We start from the raw sequence: 16068 nt of genomic DNA, 5'->3' as shown, positions 1-16068 counted from the left end.
GATGGCTGTGCGGATGCTGCGCGTAACGATACTTGGAGTATGCATGGTGCTGGGGCTGGCCTTCATGGCCCAGGCCAAGGACGTACGGACTGCCTTGAGCCAGGAAAGCACCCTGGAACAGATCCAGCAGCGGGGCGCCTTGCGGGTTGGGTTTTCCACCTTTGTTCCCTGGGCCATGAAGGACAAGGAAGGCGATTTTATCGGGTTTGAGATCGATGTAGCCAGGGCCCTGGCTGAAGATATGGGGGTGGAGCCGGAGTTTGTGCCCACCAAATGGTCCGGAATCATCCCGGCCCTGCTGACAGGGAAGTTCGATATCATTATCGGCGGGATGGGCATTCGTCCGCAGCGAAACCTGAAGGTGAACTTCAGCATCCCCTACGATCACTCCGGAATGTCCATTGTGGCCAACAGGCATGTAGCCCCGGGATATGACAGCCTGGATGACTTCAACAAGCCCTCGGTGACTGTAGCGGCCCGGATCGGGACCACAGCGGCCCAGTCGGCAAAGACGCATTTGCCCAAAGCCACGCTGCGCCTGTTCGATGACGAGGCCCAGGCCCTGCAGGAGCTGCTGACCAAGCGGGCCCATGCCCTGGTGGCCAGCCAGCCCCTGCCTGAACAGCAGGCCATCAAGTATTCAAAGCAGCTCTATCTGCCCCTGGACGGAGAGACCTTCACCACCGAGCCCATCGGCTTTGCCGTACGCAAAGGGGACTACGACTTCATCAATTTCCTGAACAATTGGATCCGGGTCAAAAAGGCCGAAGGATGGCTGAAAAGTCGGCACCAGTATTGGTTCACCACAATGGAGTGGAAGAGCAGGGTGCAGTAGAGGTCAGGGGTCAGCACCGCCTCTGAAAGGCTGGTTATCTGTTATTGGGTATTTGGTATCAGCAGGTTACAAATCATAGACGGCGTGAATCCGTCCCTGATTTGTAAGGGAGCGAGGCGTGTGGCACCGAGGGGTCAGCTGGACCTGGCTTGATTCAGCGCTACTTTTCTTTGTTTTTTGCGGCCTTGCATGGCTGGGCAGCATTGCGGCCGGAGGACTGACCTACTCCTGGCAGTGGGAGGCCATACCCCAGTTCATTCTCCGCTGGGACCAGGAATGCGGGCACTGGGTGCCGGGTGTGCTTCTCCAGGGCCTGTTCACCACCATCCGGCTCAGCTTCTGGAGCACGTTCCTGGCCCTGTGCATTGGGGTGGTCATGGGCATGTTCCGGGTCAGCCCCAGTCTTTTCAAGCGGCTCGTGGCCCAGACCTATGTTGGGCTGAGCCGTAACCTGCCTCCCCTGGTCCTGGTCTTCATCTTCTACTACTTCTTTAGCGATCAGCTGCTGCCCAGCCTGGGCCTGCAGGATTTCCTCAGCCGGCAGTCGGAAGGCATGCAGCTGATCGTGTCCTGGATCTGGGCTGATCCCGCCGACATGCTGGTTTTTATCGCAGCAGTGTGCACCCTGGCCCTGTATGAGGGCGCCTACATTACAGAGATCGTTCGGTCCGGCATTGAATCCATTGAACGCGGTCAATGGGAGGCGGGCCATGTCCTGGGGCTGTCTTCCCTGGATCAGTTGCGTTTCGTCATACTGCCTCAGGCCGTGCGTCGGGTCATTCCTCCTCTGACCGGGCAGTTCATCTCCACCATCAAGGACTCGGCCATTGTCTCAGTCATCTCGGTTCCGGATTTGACATTTCAGGGAATGGAGCTCATGGCCGGAACCTTTTTGACTTTCGAGGTCTGGATCACGATCACCGGGATGTACTTTCTGCTCACCTTCGCCTGTTCTCTGGCCGCCCGCAGAGTGGAGGTGAGCATGCAAAAGCGGGAATAGAATGGACAGCGGTTGCGGGCAACCGCGTCCTCCTTACCAATCCACATGTCTGCCAAAGCGCAGGCACGCTTGCCCTAACGAAGCATACAAACGATTTCGATACCGATTGAAAGTGGTTACCCATTGTTGTGATTTCCTTTCTTCGGGTTCGTAATCCCTATCGGTATCGGGATCGATATCCATAAACTGCGGGTTCCTGCTGCACCGAATGACACATTCTTTCGATTTCGATAGCGATCCCGATTTCGATTTGGATTCTCACAACTATTAACGAATAACAGTTTTTAAGACAAATCCCCCCTCGAATCTCCCTGGCTGACCTGGACGCCTCGCAAGGCCATGCTCCTCTCAGCCCTCATTCCCCCTGCACGAATACCCCAGAGTTGATTACCCGGGTCAGGTTCTTGACAAGAACACTGTGTTCGGGTAGTGCACACAATCGTGCATATAATGCACAATATGAAGTTATTTTCCAAATGCACAATATGCACAAAGGATCTGCGCATGATCGAGTTTCGAGTGAGTTCCCTGGCTCAGGCCTTAAACGTCCATCGGAATACGGTCCGGAATTGGATCAAGGGCGGCAGGCTTCCGGCTGAGCAAACAGTCGGCAAGCGCTATTTCGTGGCCCTGGAAGACTTTGTCCGTTTTTGTGCCCGGCAAAAAATCCCGGTCCAGCGGATCGAAGAATTTGTTCCGGAAAAAAAGCGGGAGACATTCTATAACCTTCTGGAATCTGGAAACGACGAGGTGCGTATGCCCACAAATCCTGTAGGCGCGGCCATGGTTGTCGGCGGGGGAGTGGCCGGCATCCAGGCCGCTCTGGACCTGGCTGAAAGCGGATATTATGTGTACATGGTGGAGAAGAGTCCGGGAATCGGCGGGGCCATGGCCCAACTGGACAAGACCTTCCCCACCAACGATTGCGCCATGTGAATTATCTCCCCCAAGTTGGTCGAGTGCGGTCGGCACTTGAATATTGAGCTTTTGACCCTTTCCGAAGTGGTCGATGTGCAGGGGAAAAAGGGCGATTTTACAGTCACGGTGAAAAAGCATCCCCGCTATGTGGACATGGAAAAGTGCATAGCCTGCGGGCTGTGCGCGGAAAAGTGCCCCAAAAAGGTGGACGATGCCTTCAATATGGGCCTGAACAAACGCAAGGCGGCCTATATTCAATACGGGCAGACCGTTCCTTTGAAATACGCCATCGATCCTCAGCACTGCATCTATCTGACCAAGGGCAAATGCCGTGCCTGCGAAAAGTTCTGTCCCACCGGGGCGATCAATTTCGAGGACCAGGAGCAGGAGGTGGACATCCAGGTGGGGGCCATGATTCTGGCTCCGGGCTTTGAGCCCTATGATCCGACTGGGATGGACATATACGGCTACGACCAGATTCCGGACGTTGTGACCAGCCTGGAGTATGAACGGCTCCTCTCCAGCTCCGGCCCGTGCATGGGCCACCTGGAGCGGCCGTCGGACAACACTAAGCCGGAAAAGATCGCCTGGATCCAGTGCGTGGGCTCGCGGAACACCAACCGCTGCGCCAACGGATACTGCTCCAGCGTGTGCTGCATGTACGCCATCAAGCAGGCCCAGGTCACAGCCGAGCATGTGCACGGGGACGCCCCGGAGCAGCGCATCTTCTTTATGGACATCCGGACTCACGGCAAGGAGTTCGAACGCTACTATGAAGAGGCCCGGTCCAAAGGCATCGATTTCGTCCGCTCCAGGCCGCACACCGTGCTCCCCGGGCCCAAGAACCAAGGCGCGGTCCTGCACTATGTGACCGAAGACGGAACCGTGCACGAGGAGCACTATGATATGGTGGTCCTGTCCGTTGGCCTGGAACCGGCAAAGGACGCCAAGAAGCTGGCCCAGATCGTCGGCTTTGATCTGGATCATTACGGGTTTGGGGCTGGAGGAACATTTTCCCCGGTCTCCAGCTCTGTGGACGGCGTGTTCCTCACCGGGGCCTTTGAAGGCCCCATGGCCATTCCCAGGTCAGTGACCCAGGCCTCCACCGCCGCGTCTGAGGTGGCCAAGTCCCTTTTGCCGGCCAAGAACTCTCTGACCCAGGACAAGACCTACCCCCGGGAGATGGAGATCGGCGGGCAGGAGCCCAGGATCGGGGTCTTTGTCTGTTCCTGCGGGATCAACATCGCCGGGGTGGTGGATGTGCAGGAGGTGGCCGAGTATGCCCGCGGCCTGCCCTATGTGCAGTTGGTGGAGAACAATCTCTTTACCTGCTCCACAGACACCCAGGAGCTTTTGGCCCAAAAGATCAAGGACAACAATCTGAACCGGATTGTGATTGCCGCCTGCACCCCCAGGACCCACGAGCCCCTGTTTCAGGACACCCTGAAAGAGGCCGGGCTGAACGCCTACATGGTGGAGATGGCCAATATCCGGAACCACAACGCCTGGGTCCACCAGAAGGAGCCGGAAAGAGCCACGGCCAAGGCCAAGGATCAGGTCCGCATGGCGGTGGCCAAGGTCACCCGCAATCAGCCCCTTTCCGAGCTGGAGGTGAACGTGACCCAAAAGGCCCTGGTCATCGGCGGGGGCGCGGCCGGGATGACCGCCGCCCTGGAACTGGCGGACCAGGGCTATCCCGCGGTGCTCATCGAAAAGAGCGGGAGCTTGGGCGGCAATGCCCTGCATCTGGGGCAGACTGAGAGCGGGGAGGACGTCTCGGCCTGGGTTCGGTCTCTGGTGCATAAGGTGGAGAACCACCAGGACATTCAGGTCTGGACCAAGGCATCCGTGCAGTCCACAACCGGCTCTGTGGGCAGCTTCCAGAGCCAGGTGGATGTGGCCGGAGAAAGCAGGACCCTGGACTATGGAGCGGCAGTTGTGGCCACCGGGGCCCGGGAGCATAAGCCGGAATCCTATCTGTACGGGCAAGACGGCCGGGTCATGACCCATCTGGAGTTCGACCGCCAGCTTGTTGAAAATCTGGAGCAGACCGCTCAGTCCAAGGGCGTGGCCTTTATCCAGTGCGTGGGCTCCCGGATTCCGGAACGGATGTACTGCAGCCGCATCTGCTGCACGCACACCATGCAGTCGGCCATCGGCCTGAAAGAACGCAACCCGGACCTGGATGTCTTTGTCCTCTATCGGGACATCCGGACCTATGGACGGCACGAAGACCTGTACACCAAGGCCCGTGGGCTGGGAGTGATGTTTATCCGCTACGACCTGGAAAACCTGCCCCAGGTGGAAGCCGGAGAGGATGAGCTGCAGGTGGAGGTTTTCGATTCCATTTTGCAGCACAGAGTGCGCCTTGAGGCCTCTTATCTGGTCCTGGCCACAGCCATTGTGCCCAGCGACAGCAGCGATCTGGTCAGTCTGTACAAGTGCGGCCTGAACCAGGACGGCTTTCTGAACGAGGCCCACCCCAAGCTGCGGCCTGTGGATATGAGCGTGGACGGCCTGTTTGTCGCCGGGCTGTGCACCTATCCCAAGAACCTGAGTGAGTCCATCTCCCAGGCCAAGGCTGCGGCCTCCAGGGCCGGGGTCATTTTGTCCAGGTCGGTGATGAAGCTGGACGCAATCAAGTCCTATGTTACGGAGAACTGCGACGGATGCGCCCTGTGCCTGGATGTCTGCCCCTATCAGGCCATCAGCTTGGAAACGGTTTCCAGGAACGGGGAAACGCACAGACGGATTGCAGTGGACAAGGCGCTGTGCAAAGGCTGTGGGCTGTGCGAGGCCACCTGCCCCAAGGACGGGGTCCTTGTCCACGGATTCACCCTGGAGCAGATGCGCAGCCAGGTGGATGCGGCTCTCGGGGTCTAGAAGACAGAGGACTGAAGACAGAAGACAGAGGACAGAAGACAGAAGACAGAGGTCAGAGGTCAGAGGACAGAAGACCGAAGACCGAAGGCAGAAGACAGAGGGCAGAAGTATGAGGAAAGAAGACCGTGAAAGCGGGCTTTCTCTATAGTTGCAGATTCAAGAGTTCTCGATACTGAACCTGGAACATTGGACCCTGAAGTTCATAAAAATACAGCAGGGAGCTATGTATGGACGACACATTCGAACCGGTGATCATCGGTTTTCTGTGCAACTGGTGCGCGTATGCCGGAGGGGACCTGGCCGGGGTTTCCCGCATGCAGTATCCCCCGAACATGCGGCCCATCCGGGTCATGTGCTCAGGGATGGTCCCCCCCTCAATGGTCGCGGAAGCCCTGAGCAAGGGAGCTGACGGGGTCATTGTCATGGGCTGACACCTGGGTGAATGCCATTACCTGGACGGTAATCACAAAGCATTGGCCCGGGCAGAGATTCTTCCCCTTGTTCTGGCCGAGCAGGGCATCGACCCCCAGCGGGCGGCCATTGAATGGGTCTCTTCAGCCGAAGCCTCTCGGTTTGCGGAGGTGGTGACCAGGTTTACGGAAACCATCCGCTCCCTGGGGCCCAACCCCTTGAAAAAGGACCGGCAGAAGGAGGCTGCGTAATGAAGACCTTTTTTCACCTTGTCCAGGAAGTGCAGAAGCCTGGCCTGTGCCACCGCTGCGGAGGCTGCGTCACGTTCTGCACGGCCATCAATTACGGGGCCCTGGAGCTGGATGCGGAAGGCAAGCCCCAGTATGCAGATATGGAAAAATGCATCGAGTGCGGCCTGTGCTACGCCATCTGCCCGGAGATCAACGAGTTTGAAGAGGAAACCAAGCGCTTGGTGACCTGGAGCGCCCCCATGGGCCGGGTCATTGAAACCAGTGTCCTGCGGGCCTGTGACCCGCGGATCAGGGAGCAGGCCACTGACGGAGGGGCGGTGACCGCGCTGTTGACCCATCTCTTTGACAGCGGCCGGATCGACGGGGCCATCGTGACCAGGCAGGTCAACCCCTTCCAGCGCGAACCCTTTCTGGCCCTTACCCGCCAAGAGATATTGGATTCTTCGGGCTTTCACATCGATACCTCCCATGGCATGAAGCGTTTTTCAGACCGCTATCTGACCTATGCCTCCATCGAGGAGCTGCAGCCGGTCCTGTCCAAAGGACTGCGCCGGGTGGCCTTTGTGGGCACCCCCTGTCAGATCAAGTCCGTGCGCAAGATGCAGGCCATGGAGATCGTCCCTTCCGAGTCCATTGCCTACTGCCTGGGCCTTTTCTGTTCCGGAAACTTCATCTTCGGACCGGAGCAACGGGAGAAGCTGGCCGAGATCGGAGGATTCAGCTGGGACGATGTGCGCAAGATGAATATCAAGGACAGCTTTCAGGTCCATCTGCAGTCCGGGGAGGTGCGATGCATCAATCTCGATGAGCTGGACTTCATGAAGCGGGTGGCCTGCCGCTATTGTCCGGACTATACGGCCGAGTACGCGGACCTGTCCTTCGGGGGACTGGGTGCGGATGAGGGCTGGACCACGGTCCTGGCCCGGACTCCCCTGGGCCGGGCCATCCTGGCCGATGCCAGGGGCGAAGCCCTGGAGGATTTCGATCATCGAAACAACCCCAAGTACGCCACCCAGGCCTTTAAGGCTGCCCTGAGCTGGACCGAGCACAAAAAGTCCAGGGCTGAGGACAACCGGCAGGAGCTGGGCCGGCCACAGGTGCGGCTGAAGGGTTGAAAAGATGCTCAGTTGACGGTGGTCAGTGGTCTGACCGGAAACCGAAGTGAGATTTTGCAGGCCACTGTTGACAGACCACTGCCAACAAGTTGCTTAAATAATGGAGAACCCAATGAGCATACAAGTAGCTGAGGAATGGCTGAATGCTTGTTCCGGATGCGAGATCTGCCTTCTGGATATGGGCGAACGTCTCCTGGAGGTTTTGGAGCATTTGGATTTCGTGCATATCCCGGTGCTCATGGACCATAAATACTATGGCCAGACCGGCCGGGAGAAACACCTGTCCGTCCCCAAGGCTGATGTGGGGATAATAAGCGGCGGGATTCGTAACGAGGAACATCTGGAAGTGGCCAAGGCCATGCGCGAGCAGTGCGACGTGATCGTTGCCCTGGGGACCTGCGCCACCCACGGAGGTATCCCGGCCCTGGGCAACTCCTGGACCTCGGAAGAGATCCTGGATCGTTACTACCATACCGAGAGCACTGATCCCTGCCGGCAGTATCCGAGCAACGGGGTTCCGCCCCTGCTGGACCGGACCTATGCCCTGGATGAGAAGATCGCAGTGGATATGTACCTGCCGGGATGCGCCCCGCATCCGGATCAGGTCTATGCCGCGATCATGGCCGTGGTTCAGGAACAGACGCCGCAACTGGCCGGCTTGAGCGTGTGCGACACCTGTCCCACCCAGCGGGAAGGAAAGGGCGATCTGAAGCGTTTGCGCCGTTTTTTGCAGAATGCCAAGTACACCCCGGAAGAGCCCTTGGACCACATGCGCTGTCTGCTGGAGCAGGGACTGCTGTGCATGGGGCCGGTTACCCGGGCCGGGTGCGGCGGTGAGGCGGGCACTCCCAGATGCATTGCCGCCCGGGTCCCCTGCCGGGGATGTTACGGGCCGGTCAAGCCGGAGTCGAATCAGATGCTGGATATGCTGGGCGCCCTGGCCTCAAACCGGGTGGATATCCAGTCTCTGCCCGAATACACATCACTGCTCAGGTTTTCCGGGGCCCACAACCTGTTGCACCCCAAAGCTTCCAAGGAGCGCTCATGAGCGAAACCATCAAGATATCCCCTCTGACCCGCATCGAGGGGCATGCCTCCATCGCCATCCATTTGGACGATGCCGGGGAAGTGGCTGACACCAAGCTGCACATCATGTCCCTGCGCGGGTTCGAGAAGTTTGTGGAAGGCAAGCCGGCCGAGGAGCTGCCGCGGATCGTGAACCGGATATGCGGGATCTGTCCCTGGCATCACCATCTGGCCTCGAACAAGGCAGTTGACGGATGCTTCGGGGTCACTCCCCCTCCTGCGGGCAACAAGCTGCGCGAGCTGATGCATACAATCGCCCATGCCGAGGACAAGCTTCTGCATTTCTTCTTTCTGGCGGCGGCGGACTTTGTTTTGGGACCGAACACGGACTACCAGGCCAGGAACGTCATCGGCCTGGCCAAGGCCAACCCCGATCTGGCCGGCAAGGTGGTCCGCATGCGGCAGAAGGCCAAAATGCTTCTGGAGCGCTTTGCCGGCAAGGCGATCCATCCAGTGGCCGGTGTGACCGGAGGGTTTGCCAAGCCAATGACCGAGGAGGACCGCACGGACATGCTGGCCCAGGTCCAGGAGCTCCTGGACTTCGCCCTGTTTACCATGGACTTTGCCAAGAACACGGTCTTTCCCCAGTATCTGGATCTGATTCAGTCCCTGGGGAAGATTCAGACCGGGTTCATGGGCACGGTGGACGATGCCGGCGGGCTGAGTCTGTATGAGGGCAAAATCCGGCTCATGCGCCCGGACGGGACCTATGACGATTTTGCCCCTGAAGCCTACACCGAGCATATCGGGGAGCATGTTGCCGATCATTCCTATGCCAAGATCCCCTATGCCAAGTCCTGGCAGGAAGGAGTGAGCATGGATCTGGACCGGCCAAAGGGCATGTACCGCTCCAACTGCCTGGCCCGGATGAACGTGGTGGACAGCATCCCCACCCCCAAGGCCCAGGCCGAGCTGGAGGAGTTCCGGGAGCGCTTCGGACGTCCGGCCCAGGCCACCATGCTCTACCACTGGGCCCGGCTCATCGAGGAGGTCTATGCCTGTGAGCACGCTTTACAGCTTCTGCAGGACCAGGACATCCTGGACCCGAACGTGCGAACCCAGGCGGAACCGAAGGCCGGCCGGGGAGTCGGTTGTGTGGAGGCCCCGCGGGGGACCCTGATTCACGACTATTCCACGGACGAGAACGGCCTGATCACCAGGGCGAACATGATCGTGGGCACCACCCACAATATCGGGCCCATGAACATGAGCGTGCATCAGGCGGCCAGCTCGCTGATCCACGGGGGGGAGGTGAACGAGGAGATCTTAAACTCCATTGAGATGGCGGTCCGGGCCTACGACCCGTGAATTTCCTGCGCCACCCATCGCCTGGACGGCGATCACCTGACCACCATCACTATCTACGACACCAAAAATAATGTGCTCAGGCACTGGCCAAGCTGAGCTTTGTGCAGCGCTTGGAACCCAAAAAGCCCGGTTGTGAGACCGGGCTTTTTTGATTCTTCGTCGTAGCCTGTGTTTGGAGTTGGCCACCTCTTCTGTGTGCCCACTTTCGACCCGCTATTTTCTAAGTCCCGCCAAAGGGGGATCCCTGCCCCTTTCTGAGTCCAAGAGCCGCTTTTTTATGGGTTGCAATGCTGGACTTTTTTGAGCACAAAGAAATATCCATGCCAAGCCAGGATGCAGGAGATTGTATCGTTCCCACGCTAAGCATGGGGGGTATCGGGAGTGCTCCTGCGGTCTGTACTGCAAAAACAAAGCCATAAATAACGATTTCCAAACGGTTCGCGGGAACCAGAGGGGATATCAATTCCTTGCACCAGGAGCTCAGACATGGACCTGTCCAAGGCATTCACCGCATCCAGCACCCGGCACCCGGGGAAGACCCTTGCACTCATCGCGGCGCTGACCGTGTTTTTGGCCGCGCTGGCCGTATTGCCGTCCCTGTTTCCCCAGACCTTTTCCTTCTTCCATCCGGTCCGGGTGGATACGGATCCGGAAAACATGCTCCGGCAGGACGAGCCGGCCCGGGTCTTCCATAACCGGATGAAGGAGACCTTTAATCTCAACGACATGATCGTGGTCGGGGTGGTCAATGAGGAACATCCCCAGGGGGTATTTAATCCCGAAACTTTGCACCGGGTGCATGAGCTGACCGAGTTCGCCCAGGGCCTGCGCGGGGACGCTGTAGGCGCTGACGACCCTCAGGCCGGGGTGGTCCGGCCGGACATCATCGCTCCGTCCACAGTGGACAACATCGAGCAGGCCGGGGTGGGGACGGTGCGCTTTGAATGGCTGATGAGCTCCCCGCCCCAGACTTTCGAGGAAGCAGCCCAAATCCGGGACAATGCCCAGCGCATCCCTTTTCTGGATGGAACCCTGGTTTCTGAGGACGGTAAGGCCCTGGCCATCTATCTGCCCATTACAGCCAAGAAGCTGAGCTACGATATTTGGTCCCAGCTGAATCAAAAGATTGAAACCTTCAGCGGAGAAGAAAAGTGGCATATCACCGGTCTGCCGGTGGCCAACGACGTGTTTGGAGTGGAGATGTTCAAGCAAATGGCCATTTCCGCTCCCCTGGCCATGCTGGTCATCTTCCTGCTCATGCTCTTCTTCTTCCGCCAGGTCCTGCTTATTATCTCGCCCATGATCGTGGCTCTGGTCTCGGTGGTGGTGACCATGTCCGCCTTGGTTGCCTCCGGTAATACCATCCACATCATGAGCTCCATGATCCCCATATTTATCATGCCCATAGCGGTGCTGGACTCCATTCACATCCTGTCTGAGTTCTTTGACCGCTATCAAAGCACCCGGGACCGGGTGCAGACCATCAAGGGCACGGTCCAGACCCTGTTTCTGCCCATGCTCTACACCTCGATAACCTCTGCGGCCGGGTTCGCCTCCCTGGCCTTGACCCCCATCCCGCCGGTCCAGGTCTTTGGACTGTTTGTAGCCCTGGGCGTTCTTTTGGCCTGGGCTCTGACCCTGACCGTGATTCCGGCCTATGTGATGTTTATTCCGGAAAAACGCTTGCAAAATTTCGGGACCGCACATACCGGGGAGACAGCTGAACCACGGGATATACTGACCCGAATGCTTCAGCTGGCCGGGGGCAGCACGTACCGCCGGGCCAAGGTTTATCTCGGATTCGCCGGCATTCTGGTCGGGATAGGCCTGTATGGCATCAGCCTGATCCAGATCAACGACAACCCCACAAAATGGTTTGAAAAAGATCACTCCATCCGGGTTGCGGACCGGGTCCTGAATGACCATTTCGGCGGGACCTATACGGCCTATCTCTGTCTGCGTCCTGAAGCGGAAATGCCTGGCCCCAAGGACTATGTCCCCGGGTTCATCTCTCGTCTGTCCACCTTTGTGCAGCAAGAGGCCATGGAGCCGGGAACTGAAGATCTGGAAGAGGAGGTGGCCGGTAAGGCCCGGACTCTGGCTTCCGAGGTTGACAGCAAGTCCAGTCTGCTTGAAAAGCTGCGGCAATGGATAGAAGCTCATGCCGAACAGAGCAGCGGGGATACTGCCTATGCCTGGGAAGAGTTCACCTATTTCCTGGATCAGGAAGCCCAGCGGGGGGAGGTCTTCAAGCGTCCGGATGTTTTGAACTATATGGCGGATCTGCAGGCCATGCTTCAAGAGACCGGGGAGGTGGGCAAATCCAATGCCCTGACCGATATCGTCAAGACCGTGCACCGGGAGCTGCTGGGCACTGAGGAAGCCTTCTCCATTCCGGATTCCGCCCGGGCCGTGGGGCAGACCCTGGTCACCTATCAGAGCAGTCACCGGCCCCAGGACCTGTGGCACTTCGTGACCCCGGATTATCGGCGGGCCAGTCTGTGGGTTCAGCTCAAGAGCGGAGACAACAAGGATATGAGCCGGGTGGTCCAGGCCGTGGACAGCTACATGCAGGACAATCCCCCTCCTGTGAAGCTGGAAAAAGATTGGTTCGGTCTGACCTATATCAATGTGGTCTGGCAGGACAAGATGGTCAGTGGAATGCTCAAGGCCTTTCTGGGCAGCTTTCTGGTGGTCTTGCTGATGATGATTGTGCTCTTCCGCTCCGGGATCTGGGGCCTGCTGTCCATGGTCCCTTTGACCGTGACCGTCATCTTGATCTATGGGATCATCGGTCTGGTCGGCAAAGACTACGACATGCCCGTGGCCGTGCTTTCCTCCCTGACCATCGGGCTGGCTGTGGACTTTGCCATCCATTTCCTGGTCCGTTCGCGCAGGCTGCAGGAAAGGATCGGGAATTGGAAAGAGGCCGTACCCCAAGTGTTTAGCGAACCGGCCCGGGCTATACTGCGCAACGTGCTGGTCATTGCCATAGGGTTTACACCCCTGCTTGCTGCGCCCCTGGTTCCGTATCAGACCGTTGGGCTGCTTATGGCTTCCATTCTTTTTCTGTCCGGAGCAATCACCTTGTGTATTCTGCCGGCGTTGATCACAATGGGCCAGAAGCTCTTGTTTCCCCAGCAGCCCAAGCTGGCCTTCGCCTGCCGCTGCGGGACCATGGCCCTGGCCGGGCTGTGCGTCGGTGGTCTGGTGGTGGTCAATCTTATTCAGTTCGTGCGCCTGGGCTGGACCGGCTGGACAGGGATCAGCCTGGCCGGAGTGCTTATTTTCATGGGCGTATGCTGGTTTATGTCCAGGCGGGTGCAATGCGGGACGGAGTAGGGCAGGTGAAAGGTACACTGGCGTGTGGAGAGTAGGGGCGAATGATTATTCGCCCTCTTGGGCCAAGTTGGATCCTGGCGATTCATAGTTCCCACGCTCTGCGTGGGAACTTTTCGAGACGCTCTGCGTCCTGAAGACCGCTGGAGCGGTCAAGATCGGCTCCCACGCAGAGCGTGGGAGCGATAATTAATAGGCAGATTTTCATTGTTTTGCTCATCTGGGACAAAAAATATTTCAGATTTGCCGGAGGCAAAGCTGAAAAAGGAGGACCTATGATCAAGTATATGTGCAGCATATGGATAGTGGTTTTGGCTCTGGGCATGTGCTCCGGCTTGGCCTGGGCCCAGGATGCCCCTCCGGTCATGGAGATTGTGGCCAAGGCCAATCACATGGCCTATTACCAGGGGCAGGACGGCAGGGCCGAAGTGGCCATGCACATCACTGACCAGCAGGGCCGGGAGCGGAACAAGGAGTTCACTATCCTGCGCAAGGATCTGGGGGAGGAGGATACAGAGCAGAAGTTCTATGTCTATTTTCACCGTCCGGCTGATGAACGGGGCACAGTGTTCATGGTCTGGAAGCACATGGATAAGGACGACGACCGCTGGCTGTATCTGCCGGCCCTGGATGTGACCAAGCGCATCGCAGCCTCGGACGAGCGGACCAGCTTTGTGGGATCAGATTTTTACTACGAGGACGTCTCCGGTCGGGGGATTGAAGAAGATGAGCACGAACTGACCCAGGTCACGGACAACTACTATGTGATCAAAAGCGAGCCCAAGAAACCGGAACTGGTGGAGTTCGATCATTATCTGAACTACGTGCATAAAGAGAGCTTTATCCCGGTCAAAACCGAATACTACCGCGAAGACGGGACCATGTACCGGGAGATGAGCGTGCAGCAGGTGCGGGATATCCAGGGATTCACCACCATCACCAAGCAGCAGATGGAGGATCTGGATTCCGGAAGCCAAACTGTGCTCACCTACGACACAGTGGAGTACAATCTGGGCCTGCCCGAAGACATCTTCACCGAGCGCTATCTGCGCCGGGCCCCGCGGAAGTATCTGCGCTAGAATCAAATGTCTATACCTCGGATGTGGTAAGAAACACCCCCCAACCCCCCTCAAGGGGGGACCGGATGGGAGCAGGACCGGTTTGGAATGCCCCAAAGAGGTATTACCAGATTTGTACTCAAAACCCTACGGATCACAGAGTACAAACACAACACAAAATCAAAACCGTGACTGTTCTTTCACCATGTCCCTCCTTGAGGCTGAGCATAGCACACACTTGACACCGGGGCGTTATAACATACTGAAAATAAAGACTAGCTTGAGGGGGGCTGCTTTTTTTCTGTCCTCTGACTTCTGACCTCTGACTTCAACGGGATGGACATGAAGAAACGACAAGCTTTGGGCAATGCCCTCCGGAGAACAGTACAGATTACAGCCTTAGGCTGGATATGTGTCCTCTGCACTGCTTTGGGCCCGGTCCTGGCCGCTGAACCCTCACTGCCGGCCGGACTGGGAGGGGACAAAAAAGAAAAGACCGCTCCAGAGCCTCAGCTCCCTTCAGGCTTGGGCGGGGCGGCGGAGGACACAAGCCCTGAAGACGGGGAACCGGACGTGCCCCGGGGACTGTCCGGCTCTGCTGAAGAGAAGTCCAAAGCCGGCACGGACCAGGAGCAGTCAGAGAGGCAATCATCCGTCTGGGGTCAGGTCCTGGACTGGCCGGTGCATGGATTTGCCGATCTTCGGGCCGGCCCCAGACTGTACTCGGACCCAGTGCAATCCGAGGATGGGACCCTGGCTGAGGCCAGGCTGCAGCTGGAGACAATGAAATACTGGGACCAGGCCAATGCCCAGCTGGATGTCAGCTCAGACTTTATCCTGGACGGGATTGAGGAGGAGGGGGATATCGACCTGCGGCAGCTGCGGCTGACCTGGACCCCAATTTCCTCGGTGGACATTCGGGCCGGGCGGCAGGTTTTGTCCTGGGGGACCGGAGATCAGCTGTTCATCAACGATCTCTTTCCCAAGGACTGGCAGTCCTTTCTCATCGGCCGGGATGTGGAGTACCTGAAAGCACCCGGGGATGCCGTCCGGGTGGGCTGGTTCACGGATGTGGCCAATTTCAATCTGGTCTACACGCCAAAGTTCGACCCGGACCGGTATATCAGCGGTGAGCGGCTGAGCTTTTTCCACCCCGGCCTGGGACGGATCGCCGGGGCGGAGAATGAGATCCACACCCACAAGCCTGATGACTGGTTTACGGATGACGAGTGGGCTTTGCGGGCCTATAGGAACCTGGGCCGGTACACCACAGCCCTGTATGCCTATTTCGGATACTGGAAGAGCCCTGGAGGATCCGATCCCGGCACCGGAAAAAGCACGTTTCCCCAGCTCAATGTCTATGGGGCCAGCGTGCAGGGTCCGGTGGGACCGGGGATAGGCAATATCGAGATCGGATACTACGATTCAGAGCAGGACAGGGACGGGGACGATCCCTTTGTCAACAACAGCGAATTTCGCCTCCTGGCCGGGTACGAGCAGGAACTGGCCCACGAGCTGACCGGCTCGGTGCAGTACTATCTGGAGCATATGCAGGACTACAGCGCCTATCGGAACAACCTTCCTTCAGGGATGGAGGCCAGGGACGAGGACCGGCAGGTCCTGACCCTGCGCCTGACCAAGCTGCTTATGAATCAGGATCTGACCCTGTCCTTTTTCGCCTTCTACTCCCCAACGGACGAGGACATTTATCTGCGGCCCAGGGCCAGCTATGAGCTCTCCGACGCCTGGACTGCGGAGATTGGGGGCAATATCTTTGCCGGGGAGAAAGACTGGACCTTCTTCGGCCAGTTTGAGGACAACAGCAACCTGTATGCCTCCCTGCGGTATTCCTTTTGATTCCAGT

11 protein-coding genes are annotated in these 16068 nt (G+C 58.1%); all 11 read left to right on the top strand.

What is annotated here, in order from left to right:
- Position 1: 1 nt before the first annotated feature.
- Positions 2-835, top strand: a complete 834-nt coding sequence (locus N902_RS0111475) for a transporter substrate-binding domain-containing protein (protein WP_084288276.1) — start codon at positions 2-4, stop codon at positions 833-835.
- 118 nt (positions 836-953) lie between these two features.
- Complete coding sequence (locus tag N902_RS0111470) at positions 954-1835, top strand: amino acid ABC transporter permease (protein ID WP_027371052.1); 882 nt, start codon at positions 954-956, stop codon at positions 1833-1835.
- A 504-nt stretch (positions 1836-2339) separates the two neighbouring features.
- Positions 2340-2771: a helix-turn-helix domain-containing protein gene (locus N902_RS20745; RefSeq protein ID WP_208596322.1), complete on the top strand. Its 432-nt coding sequence runs from the start codon at positions 2340-2342 to the stop codon at positions 2769-2771.
- Positions 2772-2807: 36 nt separating this feature from the next.
- On the top strand, positions 2808-5636 hold the full coding sequence (locus tag N902_RS0111460; protein ID WP_208596321.1) for an FAD-dependent oxidoreductase: 2829 nt from the start codon (positions 2808-2810) through the stop codon (positions 5634-5636).
- Between the two features lie 227 nt (positions 5637-5863).
- Entirely contained in the window at positions 5864-6298 is a 435-nt protein-coding gene (locus N902_RS19730) for a hydrogenase iron-sulfur subunit (RefSeq protein ID WP_153304201.1), read from the top strand.
- Positions 6298-7413, top strand: coding sequence for a Coenzyme F420 hydrogenase/dehydrogenase, beta subunit C-terminal domain (locus N902_RS0111450; RefSeq protein ID WP_027371049.1), 1116 nt, complete (start codon positions 6298-6300; stop codon positions 7411-7413). The genes N902_RS19730 and N902_RS0111450 overlap by 1 nt, the downstream gene beginning before the upstream one ends.
- Positions 7414-7525: 112 nt before the next feature.
- Positions 7526-8461 (top strand): NADH-quinone oxidoreductase subunit B family protein, encoded by a 936-nt coding sequence (locus N902_RS0111445; RefSeq protein ID WP_027371048.1) that lies wholly within the window; start codon positions 7526-7528, stop codon positions 8459-8461.
- On the top strand, positions 8458-9807 hold the full coding sequence (locus tag N902_RS0111440) for a Ni/Fe hydrogenase subunit alpha (RefSeq protein ID WP_027371047.1): 1350 nt from the start codon (positions 8458-8460) through the stop codon (positions 9805-9807). Before N902_RS0111445 ends, N902_RS0111440 begins: the two co-directional genes overlap by 4 nt.
- A 486-nt stretch (positions 9808-10293) precedes the next feature.
- Positions 10294-13149 (top strand): efflux RND transporter permease subunit, encoded by a 2856-nt coding sequence (locus N902_RS0111435; protein WP_051564537.1) that lies wholly within the window; start codon positions 10294-10296, stop codon positions 13147-13149.
- 272 nt (positions 13150-13421) lie between these two features.
- Positions 13422-14225, top strand: a complete 804-nt coding sequence (locus tag N902_RS0111430; RefSeq protein ID WP_034622626.1) for an outer membrane lipoprotein-sorting protein — start codon at positions 13422-13424, stop codon at positions 14223-14225.
- A gap of 321 nt (positions 14226-14546) precedes the next feature.
- A complete protein-coding gene (locus N902_RS0111425; protein ID WP_208596320.1) occupies positions 14547-16061 on the top strand; it encodes a hypothetical protein in 1515 nt (504 codons plus the stop codon).
- Positions 16062-16068: the final 7 nt, after the last annotated feature.

Source organism: Desulfovermiculus halophilus DSM 18834, assembly GCF_000620765.1.
GTDB lineage: Bacteria > Desulfobacterota > Desulfovibrionia > Desulfovibrionales > Desulfothermaceae > Desulfovermiculus > Desulfovermiculus halophilus.
This window is presented reverse-complemented; position numbering and strand designations above follow the sequence as displayed.

Excerpts from the sequence above, each read along its gene's own strand:
- N902_RS0111475 (WP_084288276.1), top strand. The coding sequence starts at position 2 with ATGGCTGTGCGGATGCTGCGCGTAACGATACTTGGAGTATGCATGGTG.
- N902_RS20745 (WP_208596322.1), top strand. The coding sequence starts at position 2,340 with ATGATCGAGTTTCGAGTGAGTTCCCTGGCTCAGGCCTTAAACGTCCAT.
- N902_RS0111450 (WP_027371049.1), top strand. The coding sequence starts at position 6,298 with ATGAAGACCTTTTTTCACCTTGTCCAGGAAGTGCAGAAGCCTGGCCTG.
- N902_RS0111445 (WP_027371048.1), top strand. The coding sequence starts at position 7,526 with ATGAGCATACAAGTAGCTGAGGAATGGCTGAATGCTTGTTCCGGATGC.
- N902_RS0111440 (WP_027371047.1), top strand. The coding sequence starts at position 8,458 with ATGAGCGAAACCATCAAGATATCCCCTCTGACCCGCATCGAGGGGCAT.
- N902_RS0111435 (WP_051564537.1), top strand. The coding sequence starts at position 10,294 with ATGGACCTGTCCAAGGCATTCACCGCATCCAGCACCCGGCACCCGGGG.
- N902_RS0111430 (WP_034622626.1), top strand. The coding sequence starts at position 13,422 with ATGATCAAGTATATGTGCAGCATATGGATAGTGGTTTTGGCTCTGGGC.
- N902_RS0111425 (WP_208596320.1), top strand. The coding sequence starts at position 14,547 with ATGAAGAAACGACAAGCTTTGGGCAATGCCCTCCGGAGAACAGTACAG.